This window comes from Yersinia sp. 2553 StPb PI, assembly GCF_052217105.1.
In the GTDB taxonomy this organism is placed as follows: Bacteria; Pseudomonadota; Gammaproteobacteria; order Enterobacterales; family Enterobacteriaceae; genus Yersinia; species Yersinia enterocolitica_E.
Map to the genome: position 1 here is coordinate 3,802,873 of NZ_JAZGPX010000002.1, position 14,645 is coordinate 3,817,517.

Genomic DNA, 14,645 nt, shown 5'->3' on the forward strand with positions numbered 1-14,645 from the left:
TAATCTGCTATTGGGCGACGTTATCTATCTTTTCGCCAAAATAGAGTGCCATTTAAGGGAAATTCAATGAAAAAACGCATTCTGGCCACGGTGGCCGCCGTTGCTGTGGCGCTTACGCTTTCCGCTTGTACTACCAATCCTTATACTGGCGAGTCTCAAGCCGGAAAATCCGGTTACGGTGCTGGTATTGGTGCGGCATTAGGGGCTGGCATTGGTATGTTGTCATCATCGAAACACGATCGGGGCAAAGGGGCGTTAATTGGCGCAGCAGCAGGTGCCGCGTTGGGTGGTGGTGCCGGTTATTACATGGATGTGCAGGAAGCCAAACTGCGTGAAAAAATGAACGGTACCGGTGTTAGTGTCACCCGTCAGGGCGATAATATCGTGTTGAATATGCCAAATAATGTCACATTTGATACTGACAGCAGCAATCTGAAACCCGCGGGTGCCAACACCTTAACCGGCGTGGCGATGGTATTGAAAGAGTATGATAAAACCGCCGTCAATGTGACGGGTTATACCGACAGCTCCGGTGCCAGAGCTCATAACATGACCCTTTCACAACAACGCGCCGACAGCGTGGGTAGCGCACTCATCGTGCAGGGCGTGGCCGCTAATCGTATTCGCACCAGTGGTGCAGGCCCGGACAATCCGGTCGCAAGCAACAGCACCGCCGCCGGTAAAGCACAAAACCGCCGGGTTGAAATCACCTTAAGCCCGCTGTGATTCTTAATACTTTCTCTGCGGATAGTGCCTCAGGCTTTATCCGCATTTTCATTACAGCAGCCAATCGGTCATCATAATGACGCCAATCTAATGCGATAAGTACAACGGCGCGAGCCGGATAGAATATGCTCAACACGCTCAACCGCTACCCCTAACACCTGCTGGAACACGGCTAACTCCGCCCGACAAAAACCCTGGCAACTGGCCGCTGCGGCACAGATCGGGCAGTGATTTTCGATCAACAAGAGTGACCCATCAGCCTCCTGCTGCATTTGTGCCATATAACCTTCACGGCTGCGGATGGCCACCAGCCGCTCAACCCGCTCGGTCACACTATTTGCCCCCACCATCGCCTGACAATATTGAGTGCGGGTTTCCTGTTCGCGGCTATCAATCAGCAACTCAAGGGCGCTGTCACCCAATTGAGAACGGATTAAACCTAAGAGTTGTACCGTCAGTTCGCTGTGCGTATCAGGGAACTGCGCGTTACCCACCTCGGTTAGCTGCCATAATTGAATCGGCCGACCCACACCGCGCGTTTGCGCCTCGGAGACCACCAACCCCTCCTTAGCCAATTTGACGAATTGCTGCCGGGCCGCTTCACCTGTCGTGCCTAAAATCATCCCGGCATCACTCGCTTGCATCGGACCACGAGTTTTAAGCAGCATCAGTAGGCGTTTCGCCACCGATTGTGGCTGACTGGTGGTATGGTCGATATTCATATCTTCCCCGGTATCATTGCTAGGTTTTTTATTTTTGATCAATCAATGCCAGCATAACATTTTCCAAGCGTATGCTTGACTTATTATTAGTAACTGCCCTAAGTTATTCCAAGAATTTACTTGTTTAATTTTATCGTAACCACCAAATCAACTCAACTCAACAACCAGATTTCTGGCAGGATAGAAACGTGATAATAAATGATGCAAGCCGTTGGAGTGACCTGTTCTCCGGTAAAAATGCGGCCTTTGCCATAGCCCTGTCAGGTGGTGTGGTGTTACATGCCATCAATATCTACATCGCCACCACCATTTTACCGTCCGTGGTGCTGGATATTGACGGCCTGAGCTTGTACGCCTGGAATACCACGCTATTCGTTACCGCCTCGATCCTCGGCTCTGCCCTTTCTGCGCGCTTACTCAGTGGCTACGGGCCACGTAGCGCATACCTGTTTGCCTCGCTAATCTTTATGCTCGGCAGTGCGTTATGTGCCATGGCACCGAATATGCCACTGATGCTGCTGGGCCGCACTGTGCAAGGCTTAGGGGGTGGTTTCCTGTTTGCCCTTTCTTACGCCATGATTAATCTGGTATTTCCACAATCGTTATGGCCGCGGGCAATGGCGCTGATTTCAGGTATGTGGGGTGTTGCTACCCTGGTTGGCCCTGCGATTGGTGGCATCTTTGCTGAAATGAATGCCTGGCGTTTTGCGTTTTGGACGCTACTCCCCATCACCCTTATTTATGCCATTTTTACCTGGCGAATCCTGCCAGCGGGCCGATCCAATACCACGACAGCGTCGGCATTACCCGTCACGCAATTGATGTTATTAACCGCGATTGTTTTGACTATTTCTGCCAGCAGTATTGCCAGTAGCGGCCTAATAAACATGGTGGGTATGGTGTTTGCCATCTTACTGTTGCTGTTGTTACTGCGCATCGAGTCACGTGCCACCTCTCGGCTACTGCCAAAAGATGCATTGCGCCTTAACTCACCGCTGGCAGCACTCTATATCACCATTTCTCTGCTAGCGATCGGCATTACCTGTGAGATATTCGTCCCTTACTTCCTGCAAATCCTCCATGGTCAGTCACCGTTGATTTCAGGTTATATTGCAGCCACCATGGCGGCTGGCTGGACCCTTTCTGAAGTAATGAGCGCGGGTTGGAAGAAATCAGGCGTCCGCTGGGCGATTATCAGCGGCCCAATTATTGTGCTAGTGGGGTTAGTGGCACTGTCTATCTTGATGCCAGCCGGTTCACTCGGTGGTTGGCAACATATGGTGCCGATCGCTATTGCATTAACACTGGTCGGTTTTGGTATCGGTTTTGGCTGGCCACATTTGCTGACCCGTATTCTGCAAGTGGCTGCTGAAGAAGATAAAGACATTGCCGGAGCCTCGATTACCACAGTTCAGATGTTTGCCACCGCACTCGGTGCGGCGATGGCTGGCATGGTAGCCAACCTCTCTGGCCTTAATTCCCCAGGGGGAGTAGCGGGGGCAGAAAATACCGCCCATTGGCTGTTTATTCTGTTTGCCATCGCACCCGCATTGGCGATTATTACCGCACTACGTTGCGCTGCCATCAGTTCGCATACCCTGACGGCTAAAAATACCGCCCGCAGCGAAGCACAATAATTCGACGTCACCGACCTGCCAACGCAGGTTGGTTTTCATGCGTTGTAACATGACGAAGGTGATTAGCGCTTGATCCCACAATAGTGATCACTGGTATGCTGGCTTTAAATTTCACCCACCCAAAGTAATTGAGGTTGCGGGCAGGCATCAAGTGATGCAAACCCCGATGAACTTACACAGTCAAGTGATTCGGATTAGTGAATGAAGCTAACCCCCTACGACTTCAAGTATGAAGGGTAACGTCATTGGAGTTTGCGATGAAGCCTTCTATTGTGCTGTACAAAAGTATTCCCAGCGATCTGCATCAGCGTTTAGCCCAACATTTTACCGTAAACAGTTTTGATGGCTTAGCGCCTGATAATCAGCCAGAGCTATTGTCTGCGTTGCAACAGGCACAGGGGCTTATCGGTTCCGGCGGTAAAATCGATCAGGACTTTCTACAATTAGCACCGCGTTTGCGCGCTGCCTCAACCATTTCTGTCGGTTATGACAACTTTGATGTTGATGCCCTGAGCCAGCGTGGTGTGGCCTTGATGCACACACCAACGGTGCTGACAGAAACCGTCGCCGACACCATGATGGCCTTGGTGCTGTCTTGCGCCCGTCGAGTGGTTGAATTGGCTGAACGGGTGAAAGCCGGTGAATGGCAAGGTAGCATTGGCGATGATTGGTATGGTGTTGATATCCATCACAAAACCATCGGCATTCTCGGTATGGGTCGCATTGGGATGGCACTGGCCCAGCGGGCACATTTCGGTTTCAGTATGCCGGTGTTGTATACCAGCCGCCGCCCACATGAAGAAGCCGAAAAACGCTTTAATGCCCGTCGCTGTTCTCTCGATACCTTATTGGCTGAAGTTGATTTTCTCTGTATTACGCTGCCGATGACCGAGCAGACCTACCATATGATTGGCCGTGACCAACTGGCTAAAATGAAATCCAGCGCAATTCTGATTAATGCGGGCCGTGGGCCGGTTGTCGATGAGCCAGCGCTGATTGCCGCGCTACAAGATGGCACGATTCATGGCGCTGGGTTGGATGTGTTTGAACAAGAGCCGCTACCGATAGATTCGCCCTTACTCTCACTGCGCAATGTCGTTGCCGTGCCACATATTGGTTCCGCCACCACCGAGACCCGTTACAACATGGCTGCCTGTGCAGTGGATAACCTGATCGCCGCGCTAACCGGTACCGTGACGGAAAACTGCGTGAATCCGCAGGTTTTGCAGAAAGCCTAACCACGCCCATTGGCCTGCTAGCAGGCCAATTCCCACTCCTCCGCACGTCTCCTCCCCATAAAATCCACTCAGGGATGAGGCTATTTCCTCACCAAACGGCACACTAAACCAGCCTCAATCCGAATAAACCTCGCGCCCAAAATAGGAAGATGTGCCATGAAACATCTCAAAATATCCTTGCTGCTACTACTCTCACCGGCAGCGATGGCTAACTGGTCACTCCAGCATTTCCCGGTATTCACCGAGCAGGACAGTGGTATTTTTGTCAGTAATAGCACTCTGACTAAAGGGGAATATCCGCTCAAGTTTTATCAGAATAAACAGTGCTGGCAGCCCACCGGGCCGGTGAAGTTGAACCAGACGTTTTCGCTGCAACCCTGTCAGAATCAAGCCGATATCCAGTGGCGATTGTTCCGTGATGGCCAGTATCAGGCGCGCATTGATATCCGCAGCGGGACGCCGACACTCACTTTAAGCCTCACAGAACCTGTGGCGGAAGTGGCAAAAGTCGTAACCCACAGTTGCCAGCGCTGGAATGGCTTGCCTGTTACCGTAGATGTGAGCAAAACCTTTGCTGAAGGCGAAACGATACGGGATTTCTATTCCGGCCAAACGGCAACAGTCTCGCTGGGGAAAATCACGCTACAACCGGCCCCCGAAAGCGGTGGTTTATTACTACTGGAATCAGCCCAAACTCAACATGCCGCGCCATTTAGCTGGCAAAATGCGACTGTTTATTTTGCGCTGACGGATCGTTTTAAAAATGGCAATCCCGCCAATGACCACAGCTACGGCCGCCATGGCGATGGTATGCAGGAAATTGGCACATTCCACGGTGGCGACCTGGCGGGTTTAACCGAGAAACTTGATTATCTGCAACAACTTGGCGTTAATGCCTTGTGGATAAGTTCGCCACTGGAGCAGATTCACGGTTGGGTCGGGGGCGGTACTAAAGGCGACTTCCCGCATTATGCCTATCATGGCTATTACGGGCTGGATTGGACCCGTCTGGATGCCAATATGGGGACCGAACAGGATTTACATAAACTGGTTGAACAGGCCCATAAACGTGGTATTCGTGTTCTATTTGATGTGGTGATGAATCATGTGGGATACGCCACTTTAGCGGATATGCAAAGTTACCAGTTCGGGGCACTCTATTTGCCAGGCGACCAACTGGAAAAAACACTGGGTAAAAAATGGACCGACTGGACGCCCGGCAAAGGGCAAACTTGGCATAGTTTTAATGATTACATCAACTTCGGTGATAAAGCCAGTTGGGACAACTGGTGGGGTAAGCAGTGGATCCGCACCGATATTGGCGATTACGACTCACCGGGTTATGACGACCTAACCATGTCATTAGCTTTCTTACCGGACATCAAAACAGAATCGACTCACCCCAGCGGCTTACCGGTGTTTTATCGGCATAAACGTGATACCGCAGCGCGGGAAATTGCTGGAGCCACGCCGCGTGATTACCTAACTCATTGGTTAAGCCAATGGGTACGCGATTACGGTATCGACGGTTTTCGGGTTGATACTGCCAAGCATGTGGAGAAGCCGGCATGGCAACAGCTTAAACAACAAACCACTGCCGCATTGGCTGAATGGAAAGCGGCCCATCCCTCTCAAGCACTGGATAACTTACCGTTCTGGATGGCCGGAGAGGCATGGGGCCACGGTGTGATGAAGAGCGATTACTACCAAAACGGCTTCGATGCGATGATTAACTTTGATTTTCAGGATCAAGCAAAACAAGCGCTAGCGTGCTTCTCTTCTATTGATAGCACCTATCAGCAAATGGCTGAAAAACTGCAAGCTTTCAATGTATTGAGTTACCTGTCATCACACGATACCCGATTATTCTTCAAAGATGATGCCCAGCAGTCATTACTGAAACAGCAACGGGCGGGCTCACTGCTGCTGCTGGCTCCAGGTGCGGTGCAAATCTTCTATGGCGATGAAAGTGGGCGGCAATTCGGCCCAACGGGTTCAGATCCGTTGCAGGGCACCCGATCAGATATGAACTGGAATGAACTCACCGGTGCCAAAGGTGCGCTGCTGACACACTGGCAAAAAGTCAGTCAGTTCCGCGCTCGCCATCCGGCGATTGGTGCCGGAGTACAACAATCCCAACAAACTGATGATTATTATGCTTTTAGTCGCCAGTATCAGGGGGATAATGTGCTGGTGGTTTGGGTCGGAGACAAGAAAGAGTAAATAAGAATATTATCCCGCAAAAACACTCCCTGCCGACACTTTCCATCGGCAGGAAGAAATCTTTCCGCATTGCACCCACTTTTATCTACGCGTATGGTACTTGTTCACTTACGGATAACAATAAATTTTCATTTATGAAGTTTTCACTTTTCGGCGATAAATTTACCCGCTACGCGGGTATTACCAGACTGATGGATGACCTCAACGACGGCCTTAGAACCCCAGGTTCTATCATGCTTGGCGGCGGTAATCCGGCACATATTCCAGAGATGGATGCCTACTTCCAACAACTGTGTCAGGAGATGCTGGAGCGCGGGCAATTGACTGAGGCGCTGTGTAATTACGACGGGCCACAAGGCAAAGACTTGCTGCTGAAAGCGCTGGCAAAAATGCTGCGCGAGGAGTTGGGCTGGCAAATTGAGCCACAGAATATTGCACTGACAAATGGCAGTCAGAGCGCATTTTTCTACTTATTTAATTTATTCGCTGGTCGCTATGCTGATGGCAGCCGCCGTCGAGTGCTGTTCCCACTGGCACCGGAGTATCTAGGCTATGCCGATGCAGGTTTGGATGAAGACCTGTTCGTGTCTGCCAAGCCGAATATTGAGCTGCTGCCAGAAGGCCAATTCAAATATCACGTCGATTTCGATCACCTCAATATTACCGATGATATTGGCCTGATATGTGTATCGCGGCCAACCAATCCTACCGGTAATGTGATTACCGATGAAGAGCTGATTCGCCTTGATGCAATAGCTCAGCAACGTGATATTCCGCTATTGATTGATAACGCCTATGGTGTGCCCTTCCCCGGTATCATCTTTACTGATGCTACGCCATTGTGGAATCCGAATATCATCCTGTGCATGAGCCTGTCGAAGCTGGGCTTACCAGGTTCCCGCTGCGGTATTGTGATTGCCGATGAGAAAGTGATTTCGGCCATCACCAATATGAATGGCATTATCAGCTTATCGCCCGGCAGTATGGGGCCTGCGATCGCTGCCGAAATGATTGAGCGTGGTGATTTGTTGCGCTTATCCAATGAGGTGATCCGGCCATTTTACTTTGAACGGGTGCAGCAAACTATCGCTATCCTGCGTAAATACCTGCCGCCCGAACGCTGCCTGATCCACAAACCCGAAGGTGCCATTTTCCTCTGGTTATGGTTTAAAGAGCTGCCGATCAGCACCGAACTACTTTATCAGCGCCTGAAAAAACGTGGCGTGCTAATGGTACCGGGCCACTATTTCTTCCCAGGTCTGGAACATGACTGGCCGCACACCCATCAATGCATGCGGATGAACTATGTGCCCGCGCCTGAGCAGATCGAAAAGGGTGTCGCAATTCTGGCCGAAGAGATTGAGCTGGCATTTCAAGAAGCGAAGTGATTATTAAGCAGCAAATTGCGTAACTTGCTATTCCTTTGGAAAATATCACCTTAGTCTTTATACGGTGAGGATAGGCAGAAGAGTAAAGCGTCCGCGCCAGGGATGGCGCGGCTCGAGCCTCCCGGGATGGATTGACGGCGTCTTTACGATCTGCCTGTTCTCACTGTATTAACACCCTATACGCAGGATAATCGGCTATCCATTACAATGTCCAGAACAGCACGGCGAGTATCTGCGGCGACATTATTCGTAAGAACATCGCCAGTGGGTAAACCGTGGCATAAGAGAGCGCTGCCGCACCGCTGGTTGGGTGCAGGCCATTAGCAAATGCCAACGCCGGAGGATCGGTCATTGACCCGGCTAACATGCCGCACAGCGTCAGATAGTTCATCTTAGCTAACATGCGTGCCAGAATCCCCACAGTCAGCAACGGGATGCCGGTAATCATCGCGCCATAACCAATCCATGCCAGCCCATCACCATTAACCAGCGTATTAATAAAATCACCGCCGGACTTCAGCCCGACCACTGACAAGAACAGCACAATCCCCAGTTCACGCAAAGCCAGGTTGGCACTCGGTGGCATAAACCAATACAACTTACCGATGCTACCAATACGCCCAAGAATCAACGCCACCACCAGTGGCCCACCCGCCAGCCCGAGCCGTAATGCTGCCGGGAACCCAGGAATGAACAGCGGTATCGACCCCAGCAATACCCCCAGACCGACACCGATAAATACCGGTAACATCTGCACTTGTTGCAACTTCTGTTGCGCGTTACCCACGACAGCGGATACCGCCTCAATCGCTTCTGGGCGACCCACTAAATTAAGAATGTCACCGAATTGCAGACTGGCACTGTTACTGGCCACCAGTTCGATACCCGCACGATTAAGGCGCGTAATAGCCACGTCATACTTCTGCTTCAGATTGAGGTCACGGATTTTCTTACCCAATACTGCTTCATTGGTTACTACCACCCGAGCGGTTTGCAACGCCGTCCCCGCAGTGGAAAGCGTAACGTCCACCTCTTCCCCCACCACCAGCCGCACTTTTTCTAAAGCTTCACGCTGACCAACCAAATGCAAATAGTCCCCCAGTTCAATCACCGTGGCGGGCAACGGTACCATCAGCAAATCACCACGTTTCAATCGGGAACAGACCACCTCATCACTATTGAGCAACGGCACATCCTGTACTGACAAACCATTCAGATTAGGGTTGCGCACCGCAACGTTCATGGTTTGCAACAATTCACGATTCTGCCCGTGGCTACTATCAAACTCTTTGGCCTCACGATCGACGTTGATTTTAAAGAATAAACGAATCAGCCACATCACCAGCAAAATGCCACAAATCCCAAATGGGTATGCCATGGCATAACCCATCCCCATTTGGCTAACCAATTGAGGTGGTGACCCCAAATCAGTAAGGATCTGCTGTGCCGCCCCGAGTGCCGGTGTATTAGTCACCGCCCCCGAAAATATCCCCAAAATAATCGGCAGCGGCACGGCAAACAGTTTGTGAATAATGGCAGTCACTAACCCACCGACAATCACCATCAGAATGGCAAAGCAGTTAAGTCGTAACCCCGATACTCGCAGTGAAGAGAAGAACCCCGGTCCGACTTGAATACCAATAGTGTAGACAAACAGAATCAGACCAAACTCCTGAATGAAGTGCAGCATGTCCCCATTAAGAACAACGTCATAGGTTTGTGCAAAATGGCCCACAATAATGCCGCCAAACAGCACCCCGCCAATACCTAATCCAACACCATAGACCTTCCAATTACCGATCCATAACCCCAATACAGCGACCAGCGCCAACATACTGACGGTAAGGGCGATAGCACTCATAAATCACTTCCTTGCCTAAGTTTAAAAACCGGTCGGCCATGTGAAATATCACCAATGTCATACATAGCCTTAAATTCTTATATCCTAAATAATTCGAGTTGCAGGAAGGCGGCAAGCGAGAGAACCCCGATGAGCTTACATGAGTAAGTGATTCGGGTGATTGAACGCAGCCAACGTACATGCAGCTTGAAGAATGACGGACATATAATTAGTAGGGATTCTGTCAGAAGGGGGAACGGTTGAATGTGTGATACACCACAAAATGCACCGGAGAGCGGGGAAACTCTCGGTTAGAAAACGCCGCTAACAAAGCGGCGGCGTTAAGTAAGAAGGGTATACCGGCACCTCACGCAGAGGTACCGGTCATCATAATTACTGCTGTTCAGTTTGCTCGGTTGCCGCCGGGCTATCTAATACTTGACGCTCCGCAGGTGCAGCATTGCCGATGGTAATACGCTGTGGTTGCAGCGCTTCTGGCACTTGGCGCAGCAGATCAATATGCAGCAGGCCATTTTCAAACTGAGCATTATCTACATTCAGATGCTCAGCCAGAGTAAAGGTCAATGAGAACTCTTTACGTATCAAGCCTTGATGCAGGTATTCAACCTGTTTTTCTACTGGCGCGGGCTTACCGCGTACCGTCAGGCGTGGGCCTTCTACTTCGATATCCAGTTCGCTCTGCTTAAATCCGGCTAATGCCAGTGAGATGCGATAGTGGTTATCATCAGTTTTCTCAATGTTATATGGCGGGAACCCTTGGGCATCCTGACTGCCTTGCATTGAGCTGGCCAGTTTATCAAAACCAATCCACTGACGAAGTAAAGGTGACAAATCATAATTACGCATAAATATAACTCCTTCTAAGAAGCGAGATAATAGAAAGCCGGTCAGTCCCCGATTACGGCAGACTTGGCTCAGTTATTAATAATGTGACTTAGCCATATTATTGAAAAAACATATTAAGCTGATTGCTTAATTTCAATACGGCGCGGTTTTAAACTTTCTGGTACCAATCGCTCAAGATCGATATACAGTAAGCCATTCACTAAGTTGGCACCTTTAATTTTAATGTGCTCAGCCAACTGGAATTTCCGCTCGAAGTTACGCTCAGCGATACCTTGATATAAATAGGTGCGAGCCACAGGCTCACCAGCATGAGACCCTCGAATAATCAATATGTTATCCTGAGTAACAATTTCCAACTCCTGCTCTGCAAAGCCTGCCACAGCAATAGCAATGCGGTAGTTGTTTTCATCTACCAACTCGACGTTATAGGGAGGGTAACCGCCATTACTTTGGTTCTGGCCGGATTCTAATAGATTAAATAACCGGTCGAAACCGATAGCTGAACGGTACAATGGAGCAAGCTCGGAATTACGCATAAAAACTGCCTCCTAAATATATTAGCAAGGGTGTTATCCTATTTTTAATTAAGCCTTCCACTATGGACAGACTAATGGTCTGAATACCCTATCGGCGTATTCTCTCTGACCTGATAATAAGATGGTATCGGTCTTGTTTTTTTCAAGAGTAAAATCAAAAAAAATTTACACGAAAAATCTCAATAGGATGTTTATTAAACTAATATTCGATAAATCAGCTGTTATAACTTACACTTAAGTTAAATCAGTCCACAAGATTGAATCTTTGACCATCGGAAGTGTCTGTAAATGGGTGTAACAATTTACGACAAAACCTGACATAGTGTCGTGTCAGTTAATCACGGTATCATGAGAGCTGAGTACAACAATGAGAAATACAGTTATCCCTTTTGTTACCGGTTGTTCTCTGCTGTTCGTTAGTGGCTGCTCAAGCATTATGACCCATACCAGCAGCAGTCAAGGCTACTACTCTGGCACTGAAGCCAATGTGGCGATGCTTAAAGATGACAATACCGGCTGGGCGCTACGGCCCCTGTTGGCAGTAGATCTGCCCTTCTCTGCGGTGATGGATACCCTGCTCCTACCCTACGATTATCTGCGCTCAGACAATGAAGACAAAATGGCCAGCTCACCGCGCGAGCGTATCCGTCAATCGGAAACACAAAATCAGCAACCGACACAAACTGTCAGTGCACCGATACAGTAATCACAGCTCGTGGCCTCTCCAGCCCCTGACCGTATTAGCTAAGGGGCCTAGCTTACATTCACAGTAAATATTTGCACCCACCCATCTATTTCCCGCATAAATGCTACCTTATTACCGTCTGGTGCAAAAACCACCGCATCCGCCAGTGGCGCAACCGTACTGCGAGCCGTCAAACGGCGCAGTTGACCGGTGGTGCTATCACAGAGCATCACACTGTTATCACAGACAAAAGCCAAACTACCGCCCTGTGGATGCCAGCTAAATGCTGATTGAATCCCTCCCTCGCTGAATGTCAGTTGCCGTAGTGAGTCACCATTGGGGGAAACCAGCCATAATTGTACGATACCGCTATCATCTTTCATCAAACAAGCAATGGCACTGCCATCCGGCGATGAACGCAACCAATGACGCGGGCTGGTAGCAAGACCAGGGAAAGGCCGCTCGCTGGTGTAAGTTAGCCGCCGCTGAATCACCCCTGCGGGTGGCGCAGGTAGCGTGCTTTGCGTCCCCTCAAGTGGCATCGTTCCGGCATGGGCATACTCTCGGTCATGTTCGGGCAAATCAGCAATAAAGATTTCTGGGATTTTTTCGCCCTGTGCTGAAAGGGTGTCGCCGATAAAGGCCAATGCCCAACGCTGACGGGTACCGTCCGTTTTAAGATACCCCTGCGTACCAATCCACCCCTCCTCGTATGCCCGATTTATCTGGTCGCTGCCCGCTTGTGGTATGGGCGTGGTGTGACTGACCAAAACACAGAAATGGCTGCCATCATATTCACGAGGATGCTGTTTAGGTGGATTCACGCCATGCAGCGGCAGTGCAATACCCACGTTGCGACAATCCAATAACGGGTCTAATTCATGTAATACATGGTCGTTATAGGTGAAGCTAAGGCGGCTGCCGTCTGGGCTGAAAACATGGACATGGCTACCACCACGCAATGCCCCACGGGTATAGGGCGGGGTGATATCCATCGCATCCAGTGTTACCGCCAGCTCTCTATCCGGTTCGGACACAATCACACCGCGCCGATGATGAAAATCATAGTGCCAGTGGCTATCCGGGTGCTCTGGCCCGTGGATAAACACATAACGCGCGGGTGAGTCTGGGCTGACCGTCACCACACCAACATGCGCCCCCTGCTGAGCGCGATAAATCACCTCAATATCACCAGTAATACAATTAACCCGCTCAATCGTTAAGCCACTAAAAGTGCTACCATTGGGCCGCACATCATAGGCCAACCATTGGCTATCAGGGGTCCAGACATTGATATTAGTGAGTTGATGACCGCGAGGATCAAAGGTGAGTTGCTGTTCTTGTGAAGGGGCATCTTGCTGACAGGTCATCTTGGCTCCGGTGATACGGAAGGCTAAATCATTTATACGAATTATATCACCACCCGGTGCTCTGTCTCTGGTCAAATGCTCTGCATATCACCACTATCAGCGACATGCAGAGTCAGGGTTTATCCCACCCGTTCTACATCTCCGACCAGGAAGATATAAGAGAGTGCACCCATAAATGCCACTGCTGCGATATAAATCAGGGAAGGAGCAAAACCATAATCCTGTGCCAGATAACCGACCACCAGTGGAACCGTGATCCCCCCCAGCCCACCGACAAAGTTAAAGACGCCACCCGTCAGGCCAATCAACCGCACTGGTGCCAATGATGAAACCAGTGACCAGGTAATAGAAGCGAAGCCGTTACCGAAGAAAGCCAACCCCATTAACACCATAATCCAGAACGGATCGTTGGTATAGTTAGCCCCCATAATGCAGGTAGAAAGCAATAAACCGCAGATAATTGGTGTTTTACGGGCAAAGCCAATGGACTTGCCTTTGCGCACCATGCGATCGGCCACTAGCCCAGAGAGCAATACACCAAAGAAAGCCGCCAAAAACGGTACGGTGGTCATAAAGCCGGCAGTCAACGCACTGATATGTTTCTCTTGGGTCAGATAGTTAGGGAACCAGGTCAGGAAGAACCACAGCGTCGAGGTTATGGCAAACTGCCCAATATAGACGCCAACCAGTTTGCGGTTAAATACCAGTTTCCACTCAGCAGCGGTGATGGGGGTTCGGGCTTTTTTCTCGCTCGCCGCATCACCATCAACAATACCGCCACCCGATTGAATGTAATCCAGTTCGGCCTGATTAATACCTTTGGATTTACGTGGTGGCTGATAAACAAAGTGCCATATCAATGCCCATATAACGCCGATCCCCCCAGTGATAATAAATACCCAGTGCCAACTGAGGACTTCCTGTACCCAAATAAGTAATGGAGTCAGAAATGCCAGGCCGACAAACTGACCTGAGGTATAAAAACCAACTGCCGAGGCTCGCTCCTGCTCTGGGAACCAACTGGTGACAATGCGGTTATTGGTTGGGAAAGCAGGCGCTTCAAATAAACCGGTAATCGCACGTAAACCAATTAGGGTGCCCAGCCCGTTCGCAAATCCCTGTAATAAGGTCGCGACTGACCACCCCAAAATAGCAATGAAATACGTCATTTTGGAGCCAACGCGATCGAGGAACCAGCCTCCGGGGATCTGGCATAAGGTATAGGTCCAGGCAAAAGCGGAGAAAATATAACCCATCTGGGTTTTGGTGATACCAAATTCTTCCTGAATATGGGCTGAAGCAACGGCAAGGTTGGCTCTATCAACATAACAAATGACAACCGTGACAAATATCATAAATAGTGTCAGATAGCGCCTTTTGCTTGGGGCAGTAGCTAAGGTCATTTCCATGGTA

The 14,645-nt window shown here is 50.0% G+C and carries 12 protein-coding genes; 6 read left to right on the forward strand and 6 right to left on the reverse strand.

The annotated features are described in order from the left end of the window. Positions 1–66: 66 nt before the first annotated feature. The gene (locus V2A84_RS18880; RefSeq protein ID WP_083161492.1) at positions 67–726 is read left to right on the forward strand and encodes an OmpA family lipoprotein; all 660 of its coding nucleotides are present in this window, start codon (positions 67–69) and stop codon (positions 724–726) included. Between the two features lie 71 nt (positions 727–797). On the opposite strand, the gene V2A84_RS18885 is transcribed toward V2A84_RS18880, so the two are convergent. Further along, on the reverse strand, positions 798–1,448 hold the full coding sequence (locus tag V2A84_RS18885) for a helix-turn-helix transcriptional regulator (RefSeq protein ID WP_083161494.1): 651 nt from the start codon (positions 1,446–1,448) through the stop codon (positions 798–800). Positions 1,449–1,642: 194 nt separating this feature from the next. Here V2A84_RS18885 and V2A84_RS18890 point away from each other — a divergent pair, with 194 nt between their 5' ends. The 4 genes from V2A84_RS18890 to V2A84_RS18905 all read left to right on the forward strand — a co-directional run bounded on the left by V2A84_RS18890 (position 1,643) and on the right by V2A84_RS18905 (position 7,934). Further along, a complete protein-coding gene (locus tag V2A84_RS18890) occupies positions 1,643–3,085 on the forward strand; it encodes an MFS transporter (protein ID WP_193784851.1) in 1,443 nt (480 codons plus the stop codon). Positions 3,086–3,342: 257 nt separating this feature from the next. After that, the gene (gene ghrB, locus V2A84_RS18895; RefSeq protein WP_083161498.1) at positions 3,343–4,323 is read left to right on the forward strand and encodes a glyoxylate/hydroxypyruvate reductase GhrB; all 981 of its coding nucleotides are present in this window, start codon (positions 3,343–3,345) and stop codon (positions 4,321–4,323) included. A gap of 156 nt (positions 4,324–4,479) precedes the next feature. Next, a complete protein-coding gene (locus V2A84_RS18900) occupies positions 4,480–6,546 on the forward strand; it encodes an alpha-amylase (RefSeq protein WP_083161500.1) in 2,067 nt (688 codons plus the stop codon). Positions 6,547–6,680: 134 nt separating this feature from the next. Further along, entirely contained in the window at positions 6,681–7,934 is a 1,254-nt protein-coding gene (locus V2A84_RS18905) for a valine--pyruvate transaminase (RefSeq protein ID WP_083161502.1), read from the forward strand. A gap of 202 nt (positions 7,935–8,136) precedes the next feature. Here the strand turns inward: V2A84_RS18905 and V2A84_RS18910 are convergent, their stop codons facing one another. The 3 genes from V2A84_RS18910 to ibpA all read right to left on the reverse strand — a co-directional run bounded on the left by V2A84_RS18910 (position 8,137) and on the right by ibpA (position 11,177). Further along, positions 8,137–9,795 (reverse strand): putative transporter, encoded by a 1,659-nt coding sequence (locus V2A84_RS18910; protein ID WP_083161504.1) that lies wholly within the window; start codon positions 9,793–9,795, stop codon positions 8,137–8,139. 372 nt (positions 9,796–10,167) lie between these two features. Further along, positions 10,168–10,641: a small heat shock chaperone IbpB gene (gene ibpB / locus V2A84_RS18915; protein ID WP_083161508.1), complete on the reverse strand. Its 474-nt coding sequence runs from the start codon at positions 10,639–10,641 to the stop codon at positions 10,168–10,170. A 113-nt stretch (positions 10,642–10,754) separates the two neighbouring features. Further along, positions 10,755–11,177: a small heat shock chaperone IbpA gene (gene ibpA, locus V2A84_RS18920; protein ID WP_372568433.1), complete on the reverse strand. Its 423-nt coding sequence runs from the start codon at positions 11,175–11,177 to the stop codon at positions 10,755–10,757. A gap of 367 nt (positions 11,178–11,544) precedes the next feature. On the opposite strand from ibpA, the gene V2A84_RS18925 reads away from it, so the two are divergent. After that, positions 11,545–11,883 carry a YceK/YidQ family lipoprotein gene (locus V2A84_RS18925; protein WP_083161512.1) on the forward strand — a complete coding sequence of 113 codons (339 nt, stop codon included), beginning with the start codon at positions 11,545–11,547 and terminating at the stop codon, positions 11,881–11,883. A gap of 47 nt (positions 11,884–11,930) precedes the next feature. On the opposite strand, the gene V2A84_RS18930 is transcribed toward V2A84_RS18925, so the two are convergent. Continuing rightward, positions 11,931–13,232, reverse strand: coding sequence for a DUF3748 domain-containing protein (locus V2A84_RS18930; protein ID WP_372568432.1), 1,302 nt, complete (start codon positions 13,230–13,232; stop codon positions 11,931–11,933). Between the two features lie 119 nt (positions 13,233–13,351). Continuing rightward, positions 13,352–14,641, reverse strand: a complete 1,290-nt coding sequence (locus V2A84_RS18935) for an MFS transporter (protein WP_102970574.1) — start codon at positions 14,639–14,641, stop codon at positions 13,352–13,354. Between the last annotated feature and the right edge of the window lie 4 nt (positions 14,642–14,645).

Bases quoted from the DNA above. Each gene is read 5' to 3' on its own strand.
- V2A84_RS18900 (WP_083161500.1), top strand. From the start codon at position 4,480: ATGAAACATCTCAAAATATCCTTGCTGCTACTACTCTCACCGGCAGCG.
- V2A84_RS18935 (WP_102970574.1), bottom strand. From the start codon at position 14,641: ATGGAAATGACCTTAGCTACTGCCCCAAGCAAAAGGCGCTATCTGACA.
- V2A84_RS18910 (WP_083161504.1), bottom strand. From the start codon at position 9,795: ATGAGTGCTATCGCCCTTACCGTCAGTATGTTGGCGCTGGTCGCTGTA.
- V2A84_RS18930 (WP_372568432.1), bottom strand. From the start codon at position 13,232: ATGACCTGTCAGCAAGATGCCCCTTCACAAGAACAGCAACTCACCTTT.
- V2A84_RS18885 (WP_083161494.1), bottom strand. From the start codon at position 1,448: ATGAATATCGACCATACCACCAGTCAGCCACAATCGGTGGCGAAACGC.
- V2A84_RS18880 (WP_083161492.1), top strand. From the start codon at position 67: ATGAAAAAACGCATTCTGGCCACGGTGGCCGCCGTTGCTGTGGCGCTT.
- V2A84_RS18925 (WP_083161512.1), top strand. From the start codon at position 11,545: ATGAGAAATACAGTTATCCCTTTTGTTACCGGTTGTTCTCTGCTGTTC.
- ibpB (WP_083161508.1), bottom strand. From the start codon at position 10,641: ATGCGTAATTATGATTTGTCACCTTTACTTCGTCAGTGGATTGGTTTT.
- ibpA (WP_372568433.1), bottom strand. From the start codon at position 11,177: ATGCGTAATTCCGAGCTTGCTCCATTGTACCGTTCAGCTATCGGTTTC.
- ghrB (WP_083161498.1), top strand. From the start codon at position 3,343: ATGAAGCCTTCTATTGTGCTGTACAAAAGTATTCCCAGCGATCTGCAT.
- V2A84_RS18905 (WP_083161502.1), top strand. From the start codon at position 6,681: ATGAAGTTTTCACTTTTCGGCGATAAATTTACCCGCTACGCGGGTATT.